General features: G+C 69.5%; 24 protein-coding genes. 10 read left to right on the plus strand and 14 right to left on the minus strand.

Features of this window, described 5'->3' with window-relative positions:
* Nucleotides 1-116 precede the first annotated feature (116 nt).
* From AU196_RS01790 to AU196_RS01800, 3 genes are all read left to right on the plus strand, one after another.
* Nucleotides 117-1,673: an NCS1 family nucleobase:cation symporter-1 gene (locus AU196_RS01790; RefSeq protein WP_059093414.1), complete on the plus strand. Its 1,557-nt coding sequence runs from the start codon at nt 117-119 to the stop codon at nt 1,671-1,673.
* 57 nt (nt 1,674-1,730) lie between these two features.
* Complete coding sequence (locus tag AU196_RS01795; RefSeq protein WP_502687198.1) at nt 1,731-2,255, plus strand: PadR family transcriptional regulator; 525 nt, start codon at nt 1,731-1,733, stop codon at nt 2,253-2,255.
* Nucleotides 2,256-2,340: 85 nt separating this feature from the next.
* Nucleotides 2,341-3,060 (plus strand): PadR family transcriptional regulator, encoded by a 720-nt coding sequence (locus AU196_RS01800; protein WP_059093415.1) that lies wholly within the window; start codon nt 2,341-2,343, stop codon nt 3,058-3,060.
* A 4-nt stretch (nt 3,061-3,064) separates the two neighbouring features.
* On the opposite strand, the gene glpK is transcribed toward AU196_RS01800, so the two are convergent.
* Complete coding sequence (glpK, locus tag AU196_RS01805; protein WP_231737281.1) at nt 3,065-4,531, minus strand: glycerol kinase GlpK; 1,467 nt, start codon at nt 4,529-4,531, stop codon at nt 3,065-3,067.
* Nucleotides 4,532-4,624: 93 nt separating this feature from the next.
* On the opposite strand from glpK, the gene AU196_RS01810 reads away from it, so the two are divergent.
* On the plus strand, nt 4,625-5,404 hold the full coding sequence (locus AU196_RS01810) for a class I SAM-dependent methyltransferase (protein WP_059093350.1): 780 nt from the start codon (nt 4,625-4,627) through the stop codon (nt 5,402-5,404).
* Nucleotides 5,405-5,462: 58 nt separating this feature from the next.
* Nucleotides 5,463-6,779 carry an MFS transporter gene (locus tag AU196_RS01815; RefSeq protein WP_059093351.1) on the plus strand — a complete coding sequence of 439 codons (1,317 nt, stop codon included), beginning with the start codon at nt 5,463-5,465 and terminating at the stop codon, nt 6,777-6,779.
* 4 nt (nt 6,780-6,783) lie between these two features.
* Here the strand turns inward: AU196_RS01815 and AU196_RS01820 are convergent, their stop codons facing one another.
* Complete coding sequence (locus AU196_RS01820; protein WP_059093352.1) at nt 6,784-7,587, minus strand: MBL fold metallo-hydrolase; 804 nt, start codon at nt 7,585-7,587, stop codon at nt 6,784-6,786.
* A gap of 60 nt (nt 7,588-7,647) precedes the next feature.
* On the opposite strand from AU196_RS01820, the gene AU196_RS01825 reads away from it, so the two are divergent.
* A complete protein-coding gene (locus AU196_RS01825; protein ID WP_059093353.1) occupies nt 7,648-9,126 on the plus strand; it encodes a glutamate-cysteine ligase family protein in 1,479 nt (492 codons plus the stop codon).
* 10 nt (nt 9,127-9,136) lie between these two features.
* Nucleotides 9,137-9,808: a class I SAM-dependent methyltransferase gene (locus AU196_RS01830; protein WP_059093354.1), complete on the plus strand. Its 672-nt coding sequence runs from the start codon at nt 9,137-9,139 to the stop codon at nt 9,806-9,808.
* Nucleotides 9,809-9,811: 3 nt separating this feature from the next.
* On the opposite strand, the gene egtE is transcribed toward AU196_RS01830, so the two are convergent.
* From egtE to AU196_RS01890, 12 genes are all read right to left on the minus strand, one after another.
* On the minus strand, nt 9,812-10,939 hold the full coding sequence (egtE, locus tag AU196_RS01835) for an ergothioneine biosynthesis PLP-dependent enzyme EgtE (RefSeq protein ID WP_059093355.1): 1,128 nt from the start codon (nt 10,937-10,939) through the stop codon (nt 9,812-9,814).
* Nucleotides 10,936-11,901 (minus strand): L-histidine N(alpha)-methyltransferase, encoded by a 966-nt coding sequence (egtD, locus tag AU196_RS01840; RefSeq protein WP_059093356.1) that lies wholly within the window; start codon nt 11,899-11,901, stop codon nt 10,936-10,938. The genes egtE and egtD overlap by 4 nt, the downstream gene beginning before the upstream one ends.
* Entirely contained in the window at nt 11,898-12,605 is a 708-nt protein-coding gene (gene egtC / locus AU196_RS01845; RefSeq protein WP_059093357.1) for an ergothioneine biosynthesis protein EgtC, read from the minus strand. Before egtC ends, egtD begins: the two co-directional genes overlap by 4 nt.
* Complete coding sequence (gene egtB / locus AU196_RS01850; RefSeq protein WP_059093358.1) at nt 12,605-13,900, minus strand: ergothioneine biosynthesis protein EgtB; 1,296 nt, start codon at nt 13,898-13,900, stop codon at nt 12,605-12,607. Before egtB ends, egtC begins: the two co-directional genes overlap by 1 nt.
* Nucleotides 13,897-15,171, minus strand: a complete 1,275-nt coding sequence (egtA, locus tag AU196_RS01855) for an ergothioneine biosynthesis glutamate--cysteine ligase EgtA (protein ID WP_059093416.1) — start codon at nt 15,169-15,171, stop codon at nt 13,897-13,899. The genes egtB and egtA overlap by 4 nt, the downstream gene beginning before the upstream one ends.
* 162 nt (nt 15,172-15,333) lie before the next feature.
* A complete protein-coding gene (locus tag AU196_RS01860) occupies nt 15,334-15,972 on the minus strand; it encodes a sensor domain-containing protein (RefSeq protein ID WP_059093359.1) in 639 nt (212 codons plus the stop codon).
* A 4-nt stretch (nt 15,973-15,976) separates the two neighbouring features.
* Nucleotides 15,977-16,405 carry an organic hydroperoxide resistance protein gene (locus AU196_RS01865; RefSeq protein ID WP_059093360.1) on the minus strand — a complete coding sequence of 143 codons (429 nt, stop codon included), beginning with the start codon at nt 16,403-16,405 and terminating at the stop codon, nt 15,977-15,979.
* A gap of 58 nt (nt 16,406-16,463) precedes the next feature.
* Nucleotides 16,464-16,934 (minus strand): Fur family transcriptional regulator, encoded by a 471-nt coding sequence (locus AU196_RS01870; RefSeq protein ID WP_059093361.1) that lies wholly within the window; start codon nt 16,932-16,934, stop codon nt 16,464-16,466.
* A gap of 58 nt (nt 16,935-16,992) precedes the next feature.
* A complete protein-coding gene (locus AU196_RS01875; protein WP_059093362.1) occupies nt 16,993-17,415 on the minus strand; it encodes a hypothetical protein in 423 nt (140 codons plus the stop codon).
* 141 nt (nt 17,416-17,556) lie between these two features.
* The gene (locus AU196_RS01880; protein WP_059093363.1) at nt 17,557-18,660 is read right to left on the minus strand and encodes a DUF4185 domain-containing protein; all 1,104 of its coding nucleotides are present in this window, start codon (nt 18,658-18,660) and stop codon (nt 17,557-17,559) included.
* 22 nt (nt 18,661-18,682) lie between these two features.
* Nucleotides 18,683-19,717 carry an aspartate-semialdehyde dehydrogenase gene (locus AU196_RS01885; RefSeq protein WP_059093364.1) on the minus strand — a complete coding sequence of 345 codons (1,035 nt, stop codon included), beginning with the start codon at nt 19,715-19,717 and terminating at the stop codon, nt 18,683-18,685.
* 2 nt (nt 19,718-19,719) lie between these two features.
* On the minus strand, nt 19,720-20,985 hold the full coding sequence (locus AU196_RS01890) for an aspartate kinase (protein ID WP_059093365.1): 1,266 nt from the start codon (nt 20,983-20,985) through the stop codon (nt 19,720-19,722).
* A 104-nt stretch (nt 20,986-21,089) separates the two neighbouring features.
* Between AU196_RS01890 and AU196_RS01895 the strand changes: the two genes are divergently transcribed.
* The 3 genes from AU196_RS01895 (at nt 21,090) to glnT (ending at nt 24,493) form a co-directional block, all read left to right on the plus strand.
* Nucleotides 21,090-21,713, plus strand: a complete 624-nt coding sequence (locus AU196_RS01895; RefSeq protein WP_059093366.1) for a nitroreductase family protein — start codon at nt 21,090-21,092, stop codon at nt 21,711-21,713.
* A 100-nt stretch (nt 21,714-21,813) separates the two neighbouring features.
* Nucleotides 21,814-23,067 carry an ammonium transporter gene (locus tag AU196_RS01900; RefSeq protein ID WP_059093367.1) on the plus strand — a complete coding sequence of 418 codons (1,254 nt, stop codon included), beginning with the start codon at nt 21,814-21,816 and terminating at the stop codon, nt 23,065-23,067.
* Nucleotides 23,068-23,182: 115 nt separating this feature from the next.
* Complete coding sequence (gene glnT / locus AU196_RS01905; protein ID WP_059093368.1) at nt 23,183-24,493, plus strand: type III glutamate--ammonia ligase; 1,311 nt, start codon at nt 23,183-23,185, stop codon at nt 24,491-24,493.
* The last annotated feature ends 28 nt before the right edge of the window (nt 24,494-24,521 follow it).

Raw genomic sequence — 24,521 nt, forward strand, 5'->3', positions numbered from 1 at the left:
CCCGTGAGTCGGTCATGTTGCCGATTGCGCGCAAATATATTTGCCGCGCAACGACGGTGAAACACACCGGCGCTACGTTCCGTTCATCGCCTCGCCCGATGGACAGGAAACGCACCATGACAGACACCCGTGACCTCCCGCCGAGCGCCGTCATCGGCGCGGGCGACATCGTCGAAGCCGCCGGCCATCCCGTCGGCAGCGGGCTGATCAAAGACAGCTACGACCCGCGGCTGACCAACGAGGACCTCGCGCCGCTGGGCAAGCAGACGTGGTCGTCGTACAACATCTTCGCGTTCTGGATGTCCGACGTGCACAGCGTCGGCGGCTACGTCACCGCGGGCAGCCTGTTCGCCCTCGGCCTGGCCAGCTGGCAGGTGCTCATCGCCCTGCTCGTCGGCATCGTGATCGTCAACCTGCTGTGCAACCTCGTCGCCAAGCCCAGCCAGCAGGCCGGTGTGCCGTACCCGGTCGTGTGCCGCAGTTCGTTCGGCGTCCTCGGGGCCAACATCCCGGCGATCATCCGCGGCCTGATCGCGGTGGCCTGGTACGGCATCCAGACCTACCTCGCATCCGCGGCGCTCGACATCGTGCTGCTCAAACTGTTCCCCGGCCTGGCGCCCTACGCCGACGTCGACCAGTACGGCTTCACCGGCCTGTCCCTGCTGGGCTGGTGCAGCTTCATGCTGCTGTGGGTGCTGCAGGCGTGCGTGTTCTGGCGCGGCATGGAATCGATCCGCAGGTTCATCGACTTCTGCGGGCCCGCCGTCTACGTCGTGATGTTCATCCTCTGCGGCTACCTGCTGTGGAAGTCGGGCTGGCATGTCAGCCTGACGCTCGGCGGCGAGAAGCAGGGCAACACGCTGGTCGTCATGCTCGGTGCGATCGCGCTCGTGGTGTCCTACTTCTCCGGGCCCATGCTGAACTTCGGCGACTTCGCCCGCTACGGCCGCAGCTTCGAGGCTGTCAAGAAGGGCAACTTCCTCGGCCTGCCGGTCAACTTCCTGATGTTCTCGCTGCTGGTCGTCGTCACGGCGGCCGCGACGGTGCCGGTGTTCGGCGAACTGCTGACCGACCCCGTCGAGACCGTCGCGCGGATCGACAGCGTCACCGCGATCGTCCTCGGCGCCCTGACGTTCACGATCGCGACCATCGGCATCAACATCGTGGCCAACTTCATCAGCCCCGCCTTCGACTTCTCCAACGTGAGCCCCCAGCGGATCAGCTGGCGGATGGGCGGCATGATCGCCGCGGTCGGATCCGTCCTGCTCACGCCGTGGAACCTCTACGGCAACCCCGAGGTCATCCACTACACGCTGGAGACCCTCGGCGCGTTCATCGGCCCGCTGTTCGGCGTGCTGATCGCCGACTTCTACCTGGTGCGCAGGCAGAAGATCGTGGTCGACGACCTGTTCACGATGTCGGAGACGGGCAACTACTGGTACGCGAAGGGGTACAACCCCGCGGCGGTGGCGGCCACCCTGGTGGGGGCCGTCCTGGCCGTGACCCCCGTGCTGCTCGGCGGTGTCGTGTTCGGCATGGCCGGCGCCGCGCAGTACAGCTGGTTCATCGGTTGCGGGGTGGCGTTCGCCGTCTACTACGTGCTGGCGACCCGCGGCCCGTGGCGGATGACCGCGCTGCGCGTCGCCGAGGGCGCCACTCTGGTCTCCAACTGACCGACACGAAGGGCCTGACATTCCGCTTGTGGAATGTCAGGCCCTTACGCTTTCGTGGTGAGCCTCCGATTCGCCGCCCTCGGCCTCCTCGCCCAGCATCCTGGCAGCGGGTACGACCTGCTCAGGCGCTTCGATGAATCGATGGCCAACGTGTGGCCGGCCACCCAGAGCCAGCTCTACAGCGAACTGAACCGACTCGCCGACGCCGGCCTCATCGAGGTCACCGACATCGGTGCGCGCGGCCGCAAGGAGTACCGCGTCACCGCGGCCGGCCGGGCCGAACTCAGGCGCTGGATCACCGATCCGAGCGACGACCCGCCGCTGCGCCGCCCGGACCTGTTACGCGTGTTCCTGCTCGGCGAGTTGCCTGCCGAGGCGGCGCGCAAGCACTTCACCTCCGTCGCCGAATACGCACTGACGGAACTCACACGGCTCGAGACGATGCGCGATTCGGTGCACTGGGACAAGGACGAGGCCGCGTTCTACGGCCGCGCCGCACTCGAGTACGGACTCCGCCTGCGGGCGATGGAGGCGCAGTGGGCCCGGGACGTGGCCCGCTGGATCGACGAGCGACACGATTGAGCGTTGCATCGCGATAGTTTCCGATATATCGTCAACGTATCGGAAGCGCGCAGTGCGCTTTCTCGCCACCGAAGGATTCACCACCATGAGCAACCCATTCGACTTTGGATTCGGCGTCGGTCCGGGCGTTCGACGTGCGATGCACGAACAGCGAAGGCAGGCCCGCCGCGAGTTCCGCGACCAACTGCGTGAGCAGCGGCGCGGCGACGGCGTCAGCGAGCACGGTGCCGACTTCGACGCCGGCTCGGCTGCCGGCTTCGGGCGCCACCCGGGCCGCGGACCCGGCTTCGAGTTCGCGTTCGACCCGCGCGGCGGCAGCTTCGGCTTCGCGGCGGCCGGCCGCGGGCGTCGTGGCGGCGGCCGCGGACGTGGACGTCGCGGCGACGTCCGCACCGCCATCGTCGCCCTGCTGGCCGAACGGCCCATGCACGGCTACGAGATGATCCAGCAGATCGCCGAACGCAGCAACGGGCTGTGGAAACCCAGCCCCGGCTCGGTGTACCCCACCCTGCAACTCCTCGTCGACGAAGGTCTGATCGTCGGCACCGAGACGGAGGGCAGCAAGAAGCTGTTCGAGCTCACCGACGAAGGCCGTGCGGCCGCGGAGAAGGTCGAGACCCCGCCGTGGGAGCAGATCACCGACGACGCCGGACCCGGACACGCCACCCTGCAGCACGCCGTCGCCCAACTCATGGGCGCCGTCGCGCAGTCGGCCTACGCCGCCGGCGAGGAGCAGCAGGCGCGCATCGTCGAGATCGTCAACAACGCCCGCCGCGAGATCTACGGCGTACTCGGCGAGGAGTAGCGAGCTACTCCACGTCGACCCAGTCGAGGGTGCGCTGCACGGCCTTCTGCCAACCGGCGTACCCGTCGGCGCGCTGGTCGTCGTTCCACTGCGGCGTCCAGCGCTTGTCCTCCTGCCAGTTGCGCCGCAGATCGTCGGCGCCGTCCCAGAAGCCGACCGCCAACCCGGCCGCGTAACCGGCTCCCAGAGCGGTGGTTTCGGCCACCACGGGTCGCACGACGTCGACACCGAGCACGTCGGCCTGGATCTGCATGCACAGGTCGTTGGCGGTGATTCCGCCGTCGACTTTGAGCACCTCGAGGTGCACGCCGGAGTCGGCCTCCATCGCGTCGACGACGTCTCGGCTCTGGTAGCAGATCGCCTCCAGCGTCGCGCGGGCCACGTGGGCGTTGGTATTGAACCGGGACAGGCCGACGATGGCGCCGCGGGCATCCGAACGCCAGTACGGTGCGAACAGCCCCGAGAACGCGGGCACGAAGTACACCCCGCCGTTGTCGTCGACCTGACGCGCCAACGCCTCGCTCTGCGATGCGCCGCTGATGATGCCGAGCTGATCGCGCAGCCACTGCACCGCCGAACCGGTCACCGCGATCGAACCCTCCAGCGCGTAAACGGGTTTGGCGTCCCCGAACTGGTAACACACCGTGGTCAGCAGGCCGTTGTCCGACCGGACGATCTTCTCGCCGGTGTTGAGCAGCAGGAAATTGCCTGTGCCGTAGGTGTTCTTGGCCTCCCCCACCGACAGGCACACCTGCCCGACCATCGCGGCCTGCTGGTCTCCGAGGATCCCGGTGATGGGCACCTCGCCGCCGAGGGGTCCGTCCTCGCGGGTGACGCCGTGACAGTCCGGGCACGACGAGGGCTTGATCTCGGGCAGCATCTGACGCGGAATCCCGAAGAACGACAACAGTTCGTCGTCCCAGTCCAGCGTCTCCAAGTCCATGAGCATGGTGCGGCTGGCGTTGGTGACGTCGGTGACGTGCACGCCGCCCCGCGGCCCGCCGGTCAGATTCCACACCACCCAGCTGTCGGCGGTGCCGAAGATCGCGTCACCCTTCTCGGCGGCCTCCCGCACGCCGTCGACGTTGTCGAGGATCCACTGCACCTTGCCCGCGGAGAAGTACGTCGCGGGCGGCAGACCGGCCTTGCGTCGGATCACGTCACCGCGTCCGTCGCGGTCGAGCGCCGTGGCGATGCGGTCGGTGCGGGTGTCCTGCCAGACGATCGCGTTGTAGTACGGCCGGCCGGTGCGGCGGTTCCACACCAGCGCGGTCTCCCGCTGATTGGTGATGCCCAGCGCACACAGATCGCTCGCCGACAGGGTGGTGCGGTTGAGCGCGGACATCAGCACCGACGCGGTGCGCTCCCAGATCTCCACCGGGTTGTGCTCCACCCAGCCGGCCTGCGGCAGGAGCTGCTCGTGTTCGAGCTGGTGGCGACCGACCTCGGCGCCGTCGTGGTCGAAGATCATGCACCTGGTGCTGGTGGTGCCCTGGTCGATGGCGGCGACGAACTCGGCCACGCTTCTCCTTCGTGTCCTTCGTGTCGGGGTTAGTCGTCCATCATGGACCACATGGCAACGCAGATCGCCGACATCGACCGGATGCCCCGCGGCGGCCCCCGCGCATCGTGCCTGGACCGGCTGCTGGAGACCGACCGTCTGGAGTACCTCGACCGCGACTCCGATGGAGACGCCACGAACGAGGCGCGCAAGCGCAGCGTCGTCCAGGCGCTGGAGCGCACCGGCGCGTTGTTCGGCCAGCACGACAAGTTCGCCGAGATCGCGTTGTCGGAGATCGCCGACGTGCCCGACCCCAAGGTGCTCGAACTCGGGGCGGGGCACGGGGAGCTGTCGCGCAGGCTGCTCGACGCGCACCCCACCGCCGAGGTCACCGTCACCGACCTCGACGAGACGTCGGTGGCGACGATCGCCGCGAGCGACCTCGGCAGGAACCCGCGGGCGCGGGTGCAACGCATGGACGCCACCGCCATCGACGCCCCCGACGGCGCATTCGCCCTCGCCGTCTTCGTGCTGTCGTTCCACCACCTGTCACCCGCGCAGGCCGCCGAAGCGATCGCCGAGGGCACCCGGGTGGCCGACAAACTGCTGATCGTCGACCTGCCGCGGCCCCCGGCCCCACTGCACGTGGTCCGGCTGCTGACGATGCTGCCGCTCGCCCCGTTCGTGCCGTTCGTGCACGACGGGGTGATCAGCTCACTGCGCTGTTACAGCCCGTCGGCGCTGCGTGCCCTCGCCGCGCACGCCGACCCCGACATCGAGGTCGAACTGCGGGGCGGACTGTTCACCGAGCAGGTGCTGGTGGCCCGCAGACGGCGCGAGTAAGAATCACCGCGCGCACAACTGTGGCGCGATCGCGGCGGTTCGGCGCTAATGGCCCAACGTGACCATCGCCGATCCGCCGATCACTCCGGGATCCGACATCGACGACCGCCGGGTGCGCACCGCCCTGCTGTCGAGCCTGGTCGGCACGACGATCGAGTGGTACGACTTCTTCCTCTACGCCACCGCCGCCAGCCTGGTGTTCAACCAGGCGTTCTTCCCTGACCAGAGCTCCTTCGTCGGCACCATGCTGTCGTTCGCGACGTTCGCCGTCGGGTTCGTGGTGCGCCCGATCGGCGGATTCGTGTTCGGGCACATCGGTGACCGCATCGGCCGCAAACGCACGCTGGCACTGACGATGTTCCTGATGGGCGGCGCGACCGCGCTGATGGGCGTGTTGCCGACGGCCGCGCAGATCGGTGTGCTGGCGCCGATCCTGCTGTTGTTGCTGCGGATCGCGCAGGGGTTCGCGCTGGGCGGCGAATGGGCCGGGGCGGTGCTGCTGGCGGTCGAGCACAGCCCGGCGAAGCGCCGCGGGTTCTCCGGCAGCGTTCCCCAGATCGGGCTCGCCCTGGGGCTGGCGCTGGGTACCGGGGTGTTCGCGCTGTTGCAGGTGGTGCTGCCCGACGACGCGTTCCTGTCCTACGGCTGGCGCATCGCGTTCCTGGTCAGCGTCGTGCTGGTGATCTTCGGCGTGGTGGTCCGACTCAAGGCCGAGGAGACACCGGCCTTCGAGAAGGTCCGCGACGACGACGAGCGGTCCGCGGTGCCGATCAAGGAGATCTTCCGTCCGCCGGTGCTCAGGACCACGGTGCTGGGCATGCTGTCGCGCTGGGGTGAGGGCGCCGCGTTCAACACCTGGGGCGTGTTCGCGATCTCCTATGCGACGGCGACCCTGCATTTCGAGAAGGTGCCGGTGCTGATCGTGGTGACGGTGTCGGCGTTGCTGATGGCCGTGCTGCTCCCGGTGTCCGGGCTCCTCGTCGACCGGTTCGGCGCCAAGCTGGTCTACGGCACCGGCATCGCCGCCTATGCGGCCGCGGTGTTCCCCGTCTTCGCACTGTTCAACACCGGCAGCATGGTCGCCTACACGGTCGGGATGGTGGTGGTGTTCGGCGTCATCCACGCCTGGTTCTACGGCGCCCAGGGCACGCTCTACGCCTCGCTGTTCCCCACCCGCATCCGGTACACGGGCCTGTCGACGGTCTATCAGCTCTCCGGCGTGTACTCGTCGGGTCTGACCCCGCTGATCCTCACCGCGCTGATCGCCGCCGCGGGCAACACGCCGTGGTTGGCGTGCGGCTATCTGGTCGCGACGGCGCTGATCAGCGTGGTCGCCACGGTGCTGCTGCGCCCGCGCGCGCTGGCCGACCTCTGAGTGCCTAGACGGTGACCGAGGCGCCGCGGTCCAGCTCGATGACCCGTTCGGCCAGGCCGCGCCGCGTCATCTCCTCCAGGAAGTCCGACAGCGGCGAGGCGAACACCCCGTAGTCGTTGAAGTGCACGGGAATGACCTTCGGCAGGTCGAGCAGTTCGGCCGCGCCGGCTCCCTGCCTGCCGTCCATCGTGACCGTGAGCCCGAACGGGAGGTGCCTGCCGAACGGCAGCCGGGTGCCGCCGAGGTGCAGGATGCCGGCGTCGATGTCGGGGAAGCGGCGGGGAATTTCGTCGAGTTCCTCGATGAGCAGCGTGTCGCCGGAGATGTAGACCCGGCGCGTCGGGCCGTCGGCGCCGGAGACCTCCACCATCGAGCCCATCACCGGGGGCAGCGCGCGGTTGATCGGCGTGGGCGCGTGCCGTCCCGGCAGTGCGGTGACGGTGACCGTTGTGGCGCCCTTGGTGATCGTGTGCCGCTGCCAGGTGTCCAGTGCGACGGAGTGGCCGAACCCGCGCCTGCGCAACCGTTTGGCCGCATGCGCGGTGGTGATCACCGGCAACGTGCGGTCGAGCCCGTTCTGGGCCACCCGATCCCAGTGGTCGCCGTGCATGTGGGACAACAGCACCCCGTCGAGCGGCGGGAGCCGGTCGATGTCGAGCGCCGGATCGTGCAGCCGCTTCGACAACAACCCGTAGCCCAGATACGCGTGCTGGCCACGGTGCAGGAAGTTCGGGTCCGTCAGCAGCGTTACGCCACCGGCGGTCAGCAGCGTGGTGGCGTTGCCGATGAAGGTCACCGTGATGTCCATGACGCCGTGCTACCCACGTTCATCCCGGTTATGCGCACGGGCGTCACTAGCATCGGCGGAGTGGGCGAAGAAGTGAAGCAGACCGACTTCAGCCGGGCGCACCGTCGCGAGTACCGCCGCAAGGTGCAGCTGTGTCTCGACGTGTTCGAGACGATGCTGGCGCAGTCGAGCTTCGAGTTCGAGCGTCCGCTGACCGGTATGGAGATCGAGTGCAACCTCGTCGACGCCGACTACCAGCCGGCGATGAGCAATTCCGAGGTGCTCGCATCGATCGCCGATCCGGCCTACCAGACCGAATTGGGCGCCTACAACATCGAATTCAACGTGCCGCCCCGCCCGCTGCCCGGCCGGGCCGCCCTCGAGTTGGAGGCCGAGGTGCGCGCCAGCCTCAACGCGGCCGAGGGCAAGGCCGACTCCGACGGCGCCCACATCGTGATGATCGGCATCCTGCCGACGCTGATGCCCGAACACCTCGCGAGCAACTGGATGAGCCAGTCGACGCGCTACCAGGCGCTCAACGACTCGATCTTCACCGCGCGCGGCGAGGACATCCTCATCGACATCGCCGGCCCGGAACGGCTGAGCCTGCAGGCGGCGTCGATCGCCCCGGAGTCGGCGTGCACCAGCATGCAGCTGCACCTGCAGGTCTCCCCCGCCGATTTCGCGCGTAACTGGAACGCCGCCCAGGTCGTCGCGGGGCCGCAGTTGGCATTGGGCGCCAACTCGCCTTACTTCTTCGGCCATCAGCTGTGGGCCGAGACGCGCATCGAACTGTTCACCCAGGCCACCGACACCCGGCCCGACGAGCTGAAGACCCAGGGCGTCCGGCCGCGGGTCTGGTTCGGCGAACGCTGGATCACCTCGATCTTCGACCTGTTCGAAGAAAACGTCCGGTACTTCCCGTCGCTGTTGCCCGAGGTGTCCGACGAGGATCCGGTCGCCGAACTGGCCGCCGGCCGCACCCCGAGACTCTCGGAGCTGCGGTTGCACAACGGCACGATCTACCGGTGGAACCGCCCCGTCTACGACGTGGTGAACGGCAAACCGCACCTGCGGGTGGAGAACCGCGTGCTGCCGGCCGGCCCCACGGTGATCGACATGCTCGCCAACTCGGCGTTTTACTACGGCGTGCTGCGCACGATGTCCGAGGAGGACCGGCCGCTGTGGACGAAGTTGAGCTTCGCCGCGGCCGAGCACAACTTCCGCGACGCCGCGCAGAACGGGATGGATGCGCGGCTGTACTGGCCGGGAATGGGAGAGGTGACACCCGACGAACTGGTGCTGCGACAGCTACTTCCGATGGCCGACGAGGGTCTGCGCCGGTGGGGCGTCGCGACCGAGGTGCGCGACCGCTACCTCGGGGTGATCGAGGGCCGGGCCAAGACCGGCCGCAACGGCGCGGCCTGGCAGATCGCCACCGTGCACGCGCTGCAGGAACGCGGCCTGGCCCGACCCGCCGCGCTGGCCGAGATGCTGCGGTTGTACTGCCAGCGCATGCACAGCAACGAGCCCGTGCACTCCTGGGACGGTCCCGCGTAGGTTTGGACCCATGTCGGATGTGATGGATTGGGACAGCGCGTACCGGGGCGAGGGTGTCTTCAGCGGCCCGCCGCCGTGGAGCATCGGCGAACCTCAGCCCGAACTGGCCGCGTTGCACCGCGCGGGCCGGTTCCGCAGCGACGTGCTCGATGCCGGGTGCGGACACGCCGAGTTGTCACTGGCGTTGGCCGAGGACGGCTACACCGTGGTCGGTCTCGACATCAGCCCGACGGCGATCGCGGCGGCCAACAAGGCCGCCCAACTGCGTGGCCTGGCCACCGCGAGCTTCGCCCAGGCCGACATCACCGCGTTCACCGGCTATGACGGGCGCTTCAGCACGATCCTGGACAGCACGCTGTTCCACTCGCTGCCCATCGAGGGGCGCGACGGCTATCTGCGCTCGATCCACCGGGCCGCGGCCCCCGGCGCGACGCTGTTCATCCTGGCGTTCGCCAAGGGGGCGTTCCCGCCGCACCTGGAGACCAAGCCGCACGAGGTGGAGGAAGCCGAACTGCGCGACGCGGTGTCGCGCTATTGGACCGTCGACGACATCCGCCCGGCGTTCATCCACGCCAATGCGCTGCAGATGCCCGGAGCTCCCGTGGACATGCCGTACGAGCGCGACGAGAAGGACCGGTTGAAGTTCCCGGCGTTCCTGTTGGCCGCGCACAAGTCCGGTTAGCGGTCAGAGCCGCGCCGCCTCGGCCAGTGCCGCGGCCGTCAGATCGAGTTCGCCGGCGGTGACGTCGACGTGCGGTGAGAGCCGCAGCACCGGCGCCGTCAACTCGCGCGGTGCGCGGCGGGCATCGCAGGCGGTGGTCACGATGCGTCGTTCGGCGATCAGCCAGGCCCTCACCTTGTGCGGGTCGGCGCCGTCGGTCGGCACCAGCGTCGTGATGGCCGTCGGCTCGTCCACCGGTTCGACCACGCGCCACCCGGGCACGTCGGCCATCGCCTCGCGGGTCAGCCGGCCGACTTCGGCGAGCCGCGCCCGGACATGGTGTTCCCCCGCCGCGAGATGCTCGCCGATGGCGACGGAAAACCCCACGCGCGCAGCGGCATTGGATTCGCCGTGTTCGAACTGCTGCCACACGGTCAGCGGTGCGCCGGGTTCTGACGGCGGGAACCGTGGCCTCAGGGTCTCGGCGAGGTCGGGCCGGACCGCCAACACCCCGACACCGCGAGGCCCGGCCAACCATTTGCGTGACGCCGCGTAGATCGCGTCGGGCGCGACGGTGCAGTCGAGGTGGCCGAGGGCCTGGGCGGCGTCCACCACGAGCGGCAGCTTGAGGTCCCGGCACACCTCGGCCAGGGGGCTCAGCGGCTGCGCGAGGCCGCGGTGGCTGCCCAGTGGCGTCAGATGCACCAGGCCCGGGCGTTCCCGGGCCAACGTGTCGGCGGCGGCGTCGACGCGCAACCGGCCGTGGTCGTCGACGGGCAGGGCCGACACCCGAAACCCGTTGGCCGCCATGAGCGCGAGGTTCGGCCCATACTCCCCGACCAGGCACGCCACCGAGCGGACCCCGGTCCAGCTGCTCAGCAGCAGGTCGAGGGCGTGGTTCGCCCCGGTGGTGAACACGACGTCGGTGGCCGCCAGACCGGTCAGTGCCGCGACGGCGGCGCGGCCCGCGTCGAGCGCCGGCGCCGCGGCCTCCAGCGCGACGTAGCCGCCCACTTCGGCTTCGTGGCGGGCGTGCTGCGCGGCGGCGTCGACGGCGGCGAAACCCTGCCGCGAGCACGCTCCGCTGTCGAGGTGCACGCCGGCCGGTTGCGGCCGCGCCGCACGCCAGCGCTCGGCCAGGGTCTCGGTCACCTGACCGCCAGCGACAGCCCGAAGTCGCCCGCGGGGTCGGTCCAGAAGTGGGTGCGGCGCAGGCCCGCGGCGGCGAGTTCGGCGGCGACGTCGTCGGGCCGGAACTTGCACGACACCTCGGTGAGCATCTCCTCACCGTCGGCGAAGTCGACGGTGAGGCCGAGCGCTCCGACGTGCACGCGCTGAGGACCGGTGGCGCGCAACCACATCTCGATGCGCTGCTCGCCGGCGTTCCAGCGGGCCACATGAGCGAAGGCGTCGACGTCGAAGTCGGCGCCGAGTTCGCGGTTGACCACGGCGAGCACGTTGCGGTTGAACCGCGCGGTGACGCCCTGGCTGTCGTCGTAGGCGCGGACCAGCCGGTCGGTGTCCTTGACCAGATCGGTGCCCAGCAGCAGCGCGTCACCGGCGGCCATGGTGTCGGCCAGGGTGGCCAGGAACGACGCTCGGGGCGCGGCCGTGAGGTTGCCGATCGTCGACCCGAGGAAGGCGATCACCCGGCGTCCGCCCTGGGGGATCTTGCCGAGATGCTCCTCGAAATCGCCGCAGACGGCTTCGATCTCGAGGCCGGCGTACTCGGTCTCCAGCGCCGCCCCGGCGCTGCGCAGCACGCCCGCGTCCACGTCGAACGGGATGAACCGGCGCAACGATCCGTGCTCACGCAGCGCCGACAGCAGCATCCGGGTCTTCTCCGACGTGCCGCTGCCCAGTTCGACGAGGGTGTCGGCTCCGGTGGCGGCGGCGATCTCCGCTGAGCGGTCGCGCAGGATCCGCGCCTCGGTGCGGGTCGGGTAGTACTCGGGCAGCCGGGTGATCTGGTCGAACAGATCGCTACCGACGGAGTCGTAGAACCATTTGGGCGGCAACGCCTTCGGGGTCGAGGTGAGCCCGTCGCGCACGTCCCGGCGCAGCGCCTGCGCCGCGGAGTCGGCCGCCAGGTAGGTGGCGAGGGTGAACGTCATGCCGGTCCTCTCAGCGCTGTCAACTGCACGGCGGATCCGTCGGTGCGGACCAGGTGGCGGTCCGGGATCTCCTCCCAGCGCGGGTCGTCGTCATAGGGTTCGCTGGCCAGTGCCACACCGTCACCGGTGCGCAACACCGACAGGGTGTCGCCCCACGTGGTGGCGACCATCTCGGATCCGTTGGCGGCCAGGATGTTCAGCCGTGAGCTGGGGTCGCGGGCGGCGACCTCGGCGACGGTGTCGCCCAGCCGGTCCATGCCCCGGTCGAAGATCAACGCGGCCAGCAGCGCGCTGTCGACGGTCGATTCGGCGTGTGCGGACAGCGGCAGCACCGCCCGGTCGACGAGGCCGTTGTGCGACAGCAGCCACGTCCCGTCGGTGAACGGCGCCGAGGCGGTCGGTTCGATGGGCATGCCGATGCTGGCCGATCGGACGGCCCCGACCACGCACGCGCTGCGCAGCGCGGGTGCAACCGATGCGAACGACGCGTCGCCCCACAGCGGGGCGGCGCTGCGCCACCGGCAGGGCGGCGCACCTTCGCCGAGCTCGGGTGAGAAGAAGCCGACACCCCAGCCGTCGGCGTTCATCAGACCGTGCTTCTGGCGGCGCGGCGCATAAGACTGCACCAGCAGGCCGTAGGGCGGGTCCAGCATCAGCGCGCTCACGGTGCGCGGGGCACCGAGCCAGCCGAGATGGCGGCACATCAGGCGGCGTCCGACCAGGCCAGCCGAACCCCGGAGAAGATCTGCCGCCGGATCGGGTGATCCCAGTTGCGGAAGCTGGGCCGCAGGATCTCCGGTGCCACCGCCCACGACCCGCCGCGCAGCACCCGGTAGTCCCCGGAGCCGGCGCCGTCGAAGAACGGCTGCGAGTACCGGTCGTAGATCATCGGCGTGAACCCGGGCCAGGGCCGCAGCGTGGAGGTGGTCCATTCCCACACGTCACCGAGCATCTGTTCGGCGCCGTACGCGGACGCCCCGGCGGGGTACGCGCCGACCGGGGCCGGCCGCAGCGCGTCGCCGCCCAGGTTGGCCAGGTGCGCGGTCGGCGCCGACGCACCCCACGGATAGCGGCGGCGTTGCCCGGCGGCGGGATCCCACGCGCAGGCCTTCTCCCATTCGATCTCGGTGGGCAACCTCGCCCCGGCCCACCGGGCGTACGCCTCGGCCTCGAAGAACGTGACGTGCTGGACGGGTTCGTCGGCGGGGATCTCCTCGACGTGCCCGAAGCGGGTGCGGGTGCCGTCCCCGTTCCAGAACTGCGGCGCCGTCAGCCCGGCGTCCTGTCGGTGTGCCCATCCGCGCTCCGACCACCAGCGCGGGCGGTGATAGCCCCCGTCGTCGACGAACTGCTGCCACTCGCCGTTGGTGACGGGTACGCGCCCGATCCGGAAGCCGGGGATGTCGACGACGTGTGCGGGACGTTCGTTGTCGAGCGAATGCGGTTCGGATACGGCGTCGACGCCCAGGACGAACGGCCCACCGGGCACCGTCACGGAGGTGCCCGCGAGGCCGGGCCGCCCGGTGGGCAGCGGTGCGCCGGGCCCGAGCAGCGGCGCCCCGGTCCGCAGGTTGAGCGCCTGCAGCATCGTCTCGTCGTGTTGGTTCTCGTGGCTGATCACCAGCGCGAACCGGAAGCTGTCGTCGGCGTCGTCGGGCATCGCGTCGAGGGCGTCGAGCACCCGGTCACGCACGGCCCGGCAGTACGCGCGGGCGTCGGTCGGGGGCAGCAGCGGCAGGTTCGCCCGGCTCGCCCGGGAGTTGACGAACGCGTCGTAGAGGCGTTCGACGCCCGGGTCCAGCATCCCGGGCCGGCCGGGGTCGCCGTCGCGCAGCAACCACAACTCCTCCTGCTGCCCGATGTGCGCGAGGTCCCAGACCAGCGGGCTCATCAGCGGGTCGTACTGCCGCCGCAGTTCCGCGTCGTCGAAGTCGACCAGGCGCAACGTGCGGCCGCGCGCCCGGGTCAGTTCGTCGGCCAGGGTGTCACGTGCGGTCAAGACTCACCTTTCGCGAGTTGGCGTACGGCTCGGCCGATCCCGTAGGCGACGGCCCGGTCGGCGAAGTCGTCGGCCGGGGACCTGCCTTCTTCGACCGAACGCACCAACTGCTGCATCGATTCCATCACGGGGTCGGGCGCCCGTTCGGCCGCGGTCAGGACGCAGCGCGTCGCCGCGGCGTGCAACCGGCGGTCTGCCAGTCCCATGCGCGCGGCCCGGTCCCAGGCCGTGGCCACCGACTCGGTGGCCTCCGCGGCGATGTCGGCAGCCACCGGATCGTCGAGCAGGGTGGTCAGCGTGAAGGCGACGGCCGGCCACAGGGCATCCGAAACCGCGTCCAGATAACGGATTTCGAGCCACCGGCGCGGGCGCACCGGCGGGAAGAGGGTGGTGAGGTGGTACTCGAGGTCGGCGCGCGTCGGCCGCCGCCCGCCGAGGAGAGTGTGCCCGTCGGCCCAGTCCGCGAACGGCACCCAATCCGTCACCGGCACCGCGCCCGGGGTGTTGACCAGCATGACCGGGGCGCGCAGCGCATAGCGGGCCCAATCGCTGGCCGGGTCGTCCCCGCTGGCGCCGAGCACCGGCCCGCAACGCGCCTCGTCGAGTTCGCCCCAGACCCACTGCCTGCTGCTCTGCCAACCCGAGAACCGCCCGGCGAGCAGCGGGGAGTTGGCCGTGACGGCGATCATCGTCGGGCCGAGCGCATGGGCCAACCGGACACGGTCGGCCCAACCCCGCCGGGGACCGGCGTCGAGGTTGAGCTGAACGGACGCCGTCGCCGTCATCATGAACGCCCCGGCCGCCCCGGTACCGCTCGCGGTGAAGAAGGTCTCCATGGCCGAGTACCGGGCACCGGGGTTGACGCGGCGCGGCCGACGCAGCGGGTCGGCGCCGAGCAGGACGAGCCCGAGCCCGCGCTGCGCGAAGGCCGCTCGCAGGACGGCCCGATCGGAGGTCATCGCGGCGATCGCGGTCACCGCATCGTCTGCGGGCGGGCCGGACAACTCCACCGCGCCACCGGGTTCGACGGTGATCCTGCTGCCGCCGGGTAGCGCCGGCACACCGGCGATCGCATCGGTCACCTCGCCCCACCCGGGCCGCCGGCCGGGGTCGGCGAGATCGAAGGAGTGCGCCTCGATCTCCAGGCCGACCTGCCCCACCGGGCCGTCGTCGAGGCAGTGCGCGGTGATGTGCTCGGCGGCGTCGGCCGCCGAGGCGAATTCGTCGGGTGGCGTATCGCACCCCGGGTCGCAGGTGATCGGAACAGTCATCTCACCCATCCCTCCCGGGTCCGGGCCGTGTGACTGGACCGCTGGTTGGCAGCAGCGGGATCGGCTGATCACCGCTACCGTCCTCATTGTCCAGAGCGGACCGACAACTGCACCCTATTTATGCGTGACAGCTTGGTGACATGCGTGTGCACACGCGCCCGGTCATTGCCCCAGTGTGTTCTGCATGGCGCCGGCCAGCACGTTGACCGCCGGGCCGCCGTTGCCTGATTGGCAGACTTTTGCTTGCAGGAGCACGTTCTCGCGCTTGCGGGTGGTGGTGAAGCAGCGCCGGTCGGTGCCCGCTTCCTGTTTGACCCAGTCCGCGTCCGCGGCACCTGCCGGACCGCCGGTGAACGTCCACACCTGGGTGGTGAAGTTGTCGAGGTGCATCGCGGTGGTCTGCCCCGCGCACCCCGCGGTGCGGTCGACGACACGGCGGTACGCGCGTTCGGCGGCGTCCGGGGTGGCGAACACCCCGACCGCCTGTTTGACCAGATGGGTGGCGTCGGTGGGCGATTCCTGGGCGACCGCGCCGTTGAACGACGCCAGGTCCGGATCGTTGTACACCTCGGGCAGGCCGATGTCGGCCCAGTTGTTACAGACCGGGTTGTCGACGTAGAAGGCCTGCACCGGATTGGTGAAGACCGACTCCCACCGCATGTTGGCGCCCACGATGTTGCCGACCGACCCCTTCCCGAGCACGGCGTAGTTCACCACGCCCGGGTCGGAGGGTCGGGCCTGCGCGGGTGCCGCCGCGGCCAGTGCGAGACCGGCCACGGCGACGCCCGCCAAAAACCGCACCGGACTAGACCTTCGCCGACAGCTTCACGTCGATGTTGCCGCGGGTGGCCTTGGAGTACGGGCAGAACGCGTGCGCCTTCTCCATCAGGTCGTCGGCGACGGACTGCTCGAGCCCGGGCAGGTAGCCGATCAGGTGCGCGGTGAGACCGAAGCCGCCCTCGGAGTCGGGACCGAAACCGACCTGCGCGGTGATCGCGGAGGCCTCGTCGATCTCGATGTCGTTGTTCTTGGCCTGCAGGCGCAGCGCACCCAGGAAGCACGCGGCGTAGCCGGAGGAGAAGAGCAGTTCCGGGTTGACGCCCTCACCGCTGCCGCCCAGCTCCTTGGGCGGGCGGGTGTCGAAATCGATCTTGTCGTCACTGGACTTGACGTGGCCGTTGCGGCCGCCGCCGCTGGCCGTCGACTCTGCGGTGTACTTCACTTCGATGCTCATGGTGTCCGATCATGCCAGCCTGGTCGCAGACGGCAAGACGCCGCTCCCTCCCGGCTGGTCAGTCGGTGGACTGCCCGATGCGACGGGCGGAATCCGATTGCCGCGCCCGGCAATCCGCGCAGGTGCCCCAGAACACGACCTCGGCCTCGTCGACGGTGAACCCGTCTTCGACGCTCGCGGGGTCCAAGCACGGGGCGGCCCCGACTACGCAGTCGACGTCGGTCACCCGGCCACAGCCGCGGCACACGAGGTGGTGGTGGTTGTCGCCGATGCGGGTCTCGTAGCGCGCCGACGAACCCGCCGGCTCGATCCGCCGCACCAGGCCCGCCGACACACAGGCCCGCAGGACGTCGTAGATCGCCTGGGTGGATACCGAGCCGAGCGCCTCGCGTACGCGACCGGAAACATCGTCGGCCGTCGAGTGCGGTGCCTCTTCGAGGGCGGACAGCACCGCCAGCCGGGGTGCGGTGACCCGCAGACCCGCGGCCCGAAGACGGGCCGCGGGTTCGGTGGCACGCCCCGGGGTCATGCCATCGAGTATGCGCCGTTTCTGGACTTGGTCAAGATAACGAACGGGATGATTCCCGTCACGGTCGGGCGGGCGCGGTGGTCGTCGGGCTGCCGGGTGAGGTCTGCTGCGGGGTCTGCATACCGGGCTGACCTGGACCGAAGGGCATGCCGGGACGGTCGAACTGCCCGCGCGGACCCATCATCGGGCCGGGCCCGTCACGGTGGAACATCTGGCCGTGGCCGGGCCCGCCGCCACGATGGCCGCCGCCGTCGGAGCTCCTCCCCAGCACGAAGCCGGAGAAGAAGACGACGGCGACGATGAAGACGACGCCCGCGACGATGCCGACCCAGGCCGCGATGGTGATCACCCGGTTCGGGCGGCGACGCTGCTCGGGGGTCTCGACGTAGGTGGGCTGCGGTGGGGCGGTGACGACGGGTTCGGTACGCGGATCGGGGGACGACGCGGGGGTCGACGGGGTTTCGGTCATACGCCCGATCATGCGAGCGCTGCTGATGGGGAGGTTCTGTATGCGCTATGAATCCGCTGTGAAGAGCGCGGTCTGTCGATTGCGTGACGCCACGGCGGATATGTGCGCCGAAAACCGCCACCCCGTTGCGTGAACGGGTCTCGTGTGGGCCGGCTACCGCTTGAACGGGTTCACCGCGAATTGGATCACCCGGTACGGCGCGTTGTCGCCCAGGGGTGTGGTGTTCCACTGGCTGACGAACACCCGCACCTCGTCGAGCGTCGACCCCGGCGAGATGTACCCGCCGTAGGGCTGGGCCAGCCGGTTGACTTCCGGCGGCGGCAGATACTCGGCCTGGTCCGGCCAGTCCCCCGCCACCACGACCGTCGTCACCGGCGCGGCGCCCAGGCCGACGGGGTTGTCGGCCACCCGCATCTCCATGTTGCCGGTGCTGGCGTTGAAGTACGACAGCACCGTCTCACCGTCGATCTGGCGCACGCTCATCTCCCCGACGCGGTCCGGCCACAGCGGCGTCGGCGTGTGCCCCCACCCCCGCTCGGACGACCAGCCCTGCCACGCGTCACGGTCGGTGAAAGCCTGCGGGGCAACGCGATACAGCACCACCGGGCCGCTGCGGTCGAAGTCGTTGGCCACCATGTAGACCCACCCGCTCGGTGAGTCCGCGGTCGGGATGGGGTCGTAGTACCCGCTGATCTGCGACTGCCGCCCCTCCGCGTATTCGGCGTCTCGCTCCGAACCGGGCACCGTGCGCCACTTTCCCTGCCCTGCTTCGGCTTTGACCAGCCGGGAGGTCCGCGGCCGCAGATCGCTGGTCGTGGTGACCAGCATGTAATTCTCGCGGTTGATCTGCACCACACCCGCAGGCAGTTGCGAGGACCCGGCCGGCGTCGGATCGGCCAGCAGCGGCACGTCCACCCCGGTCACGCCGTCGTAACGCACTCCGCCCGGGTCGAGGATCGAGTCGGTTTCGACGTGCAGCGCGATCGGCGAGTACCAGCCGCCGAACCCCACGCCCTGTCCGGCGAAGCTGTCGCCGCACACCTGCAGGATCCCGCTCGGGAACTCCATGAACTCACACAGGTCCGTCGCACCGATACCGTAATCGCGCGTGGGCGTTCCGGTTCCGGCCGTCGGTCCGATGCGCACCACTTGCCCGGGCGCCAACGGCGGCAGCACGGGACCCGGGACGGGCGCCGGTGGCTGCGCGTGCGCGGCGGGCACCGACAGCGCGGCAGCCAGAATCGCCACGGCGGTCACGCGGCCCCCGTACACCCGCCTGTCAGAGCTGGGCGGCCAGCAGCTCGGCGATCTGAATGGTGTTCAGCGCCGCACCTTTTCGCAGGTTGTCGCCGGAGATGAACAGTGCCAGGCCGCGTCCCTCCGGAACACCCGGGTCCTGGCGGATCCGGCCCACCAGCGATTCGTCGACACCCGCGGCGGCCAGCGGTGTCGGCACGTCCACCAACCTCACCCCCGGCGCACCGACCAGGAGCTCCTGGGCGCGCTGCACCGAAAGCGGTTGCGCGAACTCGACATTGAGCGACAGCGAATGCCCGGTGTACACCGGCACGCGCACGCACGTCCCGCTGACGGCCAGCTCGGGGATGCCGAGGATCTTGCGGCTCTCGTTGCGCAGCTTCTGGTCCTCGTCGGTCTCGCCGGAGCCGTCGTCGACCAGCGATCCGGCCAGTGGCACGACGTTGAACGCGATGGGCGCGACGTACTTGTCCGGCGCCGGGAAGTCGACCGCGCCACCGTCGTGCACCAGGTCGCGGCTGCCCGAGACGACGGCGCTGGCCTGACCGAACAGTTCCTCGACACCGGCCAGCCCGCTGCCGGACACCGCCTGGTAGGTCGACGCGATCATCCGCACCAGGCCTGCCTCGTCGTGCAACGGCTTGAGCACCGGCATCGCGGCCATGGTCGTGCAGTTCGGGTTGGCGATGATGCCTTTGGGACGGTTACCGCCATCGCGCTCGAAGTTGACCTCCGACACCACCAGCGGCACCTCGGGATCCTTGCGCCAGGCCGACGAGTTGTCGACGACGACGGCGCCCGCCTCGGCGAACCGCGGCGCCTGCACCCGCGACATGGTGGCGCCCGCGGAGAACAGCGCGATGTCCAGACCGGACGGATCGGCGGTCTCGGCGTCCTCGACCTCGATCTCCTGCCCGCGGAACGGCAGCTTCTTGCCCTGTGAGCGCGCCGAGGCGAAAAAGCGGACGCTGGTGGCGGGGAAGTCGCGCTCCTCGAGCAGCGTCCGCATCACCTGGCCGACCTGGCCGGTCGCGCCGACCACTCCGATGGCAACCATCGCTACCGCCCCGTTCCCGCGTAGACGACCGCCTCTTCGTCACCGCCGAGGCCGAACGCCTCGTGCAACGCGGCCACGGCCTTGTCCAATTCCGTGTCCTTGACCAGCACCGAGATGCGGATCTCCGAGGTGGAGATCAGGTCGATGTTCACGCCGACCTCGGCGAGCGCCTCGCAGAATGTCGCGGTGACGCCCGGGTGGCTGCGCATCCCGGCGCCGATCAGCGACACCTTGCCGATGTGGTCGTCGTAGAGCACGCGCGTGAAGCCGATCTCGTCCTGCAGCGAGGTGAGCTTCTCGACTGCGGTGCGGGCGTTGTCCCGCGCGCACGTGAACGTGATGTCGGTCTTGCCGTCCTCGATCTTGCTGATGTTCTGCAGCACCATGTCGATGTTCACGTCGGCGTCGGCGACCGCGCGGAACACCTTGGCGGCGTATCCGGGGACGTCGGGCAGGCCGACGACGGTGACCTTCGACTCACTGCGGTCGTGGGCTACTCCGGTCAGGATGGCGTCTTCCATGGCGATGTCCTCGATCGATCCTGTGACGATGGTGCCGGGCTTGTCGGTGTACGACGAGCGCACGTGGATGGGCAGGTCGTAGCGGCGGGCGTATTCCACACAGCGCAGCATGAGCACCTTGGCGCCGCACGCCGCCATCTCGAGCATCTCCTCGAAGCTGACGGTGTCCAGCTTGTGGGCGTTGGGCACGATCCGCGGGTCGGCGGTGTAGACGCCGTCGACGTCGGTGTAGATCTCGCAGACGTCGGCGTTCAGTGCGGCCGCCACGGCGACCGCGGTGGTGTCCGACCCGCCGCGGCCGAGCGTGGTGACGTCCTTGGTGTCCTGGCTCACGCCCTGGAATCCGGCGACCAGCACGATCTGGCCCTCGTCGAGCGCCGAGCGCAGCCGGGTCGGGGTGACGTCGATGATCTTGGCGTTGCCGTGGGTTCCGGTGGTCACGACGCCGGCCTGCGAGCCGGTGAACGAGCGGGCTTGCGCACCGAGGGACTCGATGGCCATCGCCACCAGGGCGTTGGAGATGCGCTCACCGGCGGTGAGCAGCATGTCCAGTTCACGCGCGGGCGGCGCCGGGCACACCTGCTGGGCCAGGTCCAGCAAATCGTCGGTGGTGTCACCCATCGCCGAGACGACGACGACCACGTCGTTGCCCTGCTTCTTGGTCTCGACGATGCGTTCGGCGACGCGGCGGATGCGCTCGGCGTCGGACACCGAGGACCCACCGTATTTCTGGACGACGAGCGCCACTGAACTAGCCTTTCGCGCGGGAAAAAGTCCCACCAAGGATAAGGGCTGCGCGCACCTGCTTTTTCCCTCCGTCGCGCCGAGGGCCACCCCGGTAGCGTCGACGCGTGGCCAATCCGCCCACCGATCGGCACGCCGACACCCGCGTCCCCATCCATCCCCACCTCGCCGCGCGCTGGAGTCCCCGCGCGTTCGACCCGGCGGCCGTCCTCGACGAGGACGCCCTCACCGCGCTGCTGGAGGCCGCGCGGTGGTCCGCGACGTGGGGCGGCAGGCAACCGGTGCGGTTCGTCGTGGGCCGCCGCGGGGACCCGACGTTCGACGCACTGGCCGGCGTGCTGCGCCGCGGCAACAGCTACGCGAAGGCGGCGAGCGCACTGATCCTGGTCTGCGCCGACGAGGGGGACGACGAGCGCACCGCCCGCTACGCCGTGTTCGACGCGGGGGCGGCGGTGGCCAACCTCACCGTCGAGGCGGTGTCGCGCGGTCTGGTCACCCATCCCATGGCCGGGTTCGACCCCGAGGGGTCGCGACAGGCGTTCGGGGTCCCCGATGGCGTGCTCCCGCTGGCCGTGGTCGCGGTCGGGGTGCTCGGCGACTACGCGGACGTCGACGAGGCCATCGCCGAGCGCGATGCGCGACCGCGGGACAGGCTGCCGCTCGACGACGTCGCGTTCAGCCGGACATGGGGCCACCCCGCGCTCGGAGCCCGGCGACGGAAACACAATTAACGCCCTTGCAACACAATCGGACCTGCCTCTGTAACAGAAACATCGGTTACTGCCAGTGATCGGCCTGCCGTGGGCCGCTTACCCGCAGAAAAGGTTTCACATGGATACAGGAACCACAGCCTTCATGCTGTGTTGCATCATCGGCCTCACGCTGATGATCCCCGGCCTCGCCCTGTTCTACGGCGGCATGGTCTCGGTGAAGAGCTCGACCAACATGATGATGATGACCTTCGGGGCCGTCGCAGCCGTCGGGCTGCTGTGGGTCCTGTTCGGCTTCTCCATGGTGTTCGGCACCTCGTACGGAGGGTTCGTCGGCAGCTTCACCGAGTTCGCCGGCATGACGGATCTCCTCGAGCCGATGACCACCGTCGACGGCCTACCGATCAGCCTGTTCGCCGTCTTCCAGGCGCTGTTCGCCGCGATCACCGTCGCGCTCATCTCCGGGGCGGTCGCCGACCGCATGAAGTTCGGCGCCTGGATGGGCTTCGCCACGCTCTGGGCCGTGCTGGTCTACTTCCCGGTCGCGCACTGGGTGTTCGCGTTCGACGGCGTGGTCACCGAGAACTCGGTCGGCGGCTGGATCGCCAACACGCTCGGCGCCGTCGACTTCGCCGGTGGCACCGCGGTGCACATCAACGCAGGCGCCGCGGCGCTGGCCGTCGCGATCGTGCTCGGCAAGTCGGCGATGTTCGGTCAGCTGCGCAAACCGCACAACGTCCCGCTGACCCTGCTCGGCGCAGGGCTGCTGTGGGCCGGCTGGTATGCGTTCAACGGTGGTTCCGCCCTCGCCGCGGGCAACTCGGCGGCCATCGTCATGGTCACGACGTTCGTCGCCACCTGCGCCGCGGTGCTGGCATGGCTGGCCGTCGAGAAGATCAAGACCGGCCACGTCACCGGTGTCGGCGCCGCGTCGGGCGCGATCACCGGCCTGGTCGCCATCACCCCCGCCTGCGGTGCGGTCACGCCGGTCGGCGCGATCTTCGTCGGCGGTATCGCCGGGGCCATCTGCGTGTACGCGGTCGGCCTCAAATCCCGCTTCGGCTATGACGATTCGCTCGACGTCGTCGGCGTGCACCTGGTCGGCGGCGTGGTCGGCACGCTGCTGATCGGCTTCTTCGCCAGCGAAGGCATGCCGAACGGGGTCAACGGCCTGTTCTACGGCGGCGGTATCGACCAACTGTGGAAGCAGGCCGTCGCGGCCGGTGCGGTGATGCTCTACTCGTTCGCGGTGGCGTACCTGATCGCCTTCGCGCTCAAGAAGACCGTCGGCATCCGCATCTCCCCCGACGAAGAGGAACAGGGCATCGACGCCAAGTTCCACCGGGAGTCGTCCTACGACATGCAACCCGTCTGATCGGGTGCTGCGGCCGGCGCGGGGCCACCACGGCCTCGTGTCGGCCGCATTCGCATGTCCATCGAGTTTCCTATCGTGATACAGTGATTCATCTCAAGAGACAGGGTTACTCTTTATGACTACCGACCTCGCCACCCTCGCCGAGCAGTCCGGCACCAAGTTCATCCTCGCGTTGTTCGTCGATCTGCGCGGAAAGCCTTGCGCCAAACTGGTTCCCGTTGAGGCCATCGATCAGCTCGCCACCGAGGGCGTCGGATTCGCCGGGTACGCCGTCGGCGCCATGGGTCAGGAGCCCAAGGACCCCGACCTGGTCGCGATCCCCGACCCCGAGTCGTTCACGCCGATCCCGTTCGTCAAGGAGGGGCTGGCGCTCGTGCACTGCGATCCCCACGTGGAGGGCAAGCCGTGGCCGTACGCGCCGCGCGTCATCCTCAAGACCCTCATTCAGCAGGCCGCCGACGCCGGATTCGAGCCCTGGGTCGGCGCCGAGGTCGAATACTTCCTGCTCACCCGCAACGCCGACGGTAGCCTCGCCACCGCCGACAGCGCCGACACCGCCGCCCAGCCCTGCTACGACGCCCGCGGGGTCACCCGCATGTACGACCACCTCACCGCGATCTCCTCGGCCATGAATCGGCTGGGCTGGGGCAACTACGCCAACGACCACGAGGACGGCAACGGTCAGTTCGAGCAGAACTTCCACTTCGCCGAGGCGCTGACCACCGCCGACCGCGTCATCACCCTGCGCTACCTGCTGTCGATGATCGCCGCCGAGCGCGGCATGGTCGCCACCTTCATGCCAAAACCGTTCGGCGACCGCACCGGCAGCGGTCTGCACTTCCATCTGTCGCTGACCAGCGCCGGCACTCCGGTGTTCCCCTGCGACACCGACGAGCGCGGCCTCGGCCTGTCGGACACCGCGTACGCGTTCATCGGCGGCATACTCGACCACGCCTGCGCGCTGCAGTCGGTGATCGCGCCGACGGTCAACTCCTACAAGCGGACCGGGGCGACCAGCACCGCCTCCGGCGCATCCTGGGCGCCCCGTACCGCCACCTACGGCGGCAACGACCGCACCCACTACATCCGGGTGCCCGATCCCCAGCGCATCGAACTGCGCGGCGGCGACGGCTCCGCCAATCCGTACCTCGCGGTCGCCGCGGCGCTGGGTGCCGGCCTCGACGGGATCAAGCGCTCGGCCGATCCGGGCGCGATCGGCGCGGTGGTCGAGAGCCGTTCCACACTGCCGCCAACCCTGCTGCACGCCGTGGAGGAACTCGAGGGCGACACCCTCATCTCCGGCACCCTCGACGCCGCCGGCGATGGGGTCGCACGGTATTTCGCCGACCTCAAGCGACGCGAGTTCTTCGACTACCACGGCACGGTCAGCCCGTGGGAGGTCGACCAATACCTGACCGCGTTCTGAAGTCCTGACAACGAAAGAGAGCGACACA

This window comes from Mycobacterium sp. IS-1742 (assembly GCF_001500125.1).
GTDB lineage: Bacteria > Actinomycetota > Actinomycetes > Mycobacteriales > Mycobacteriaceae > Mycobacterium.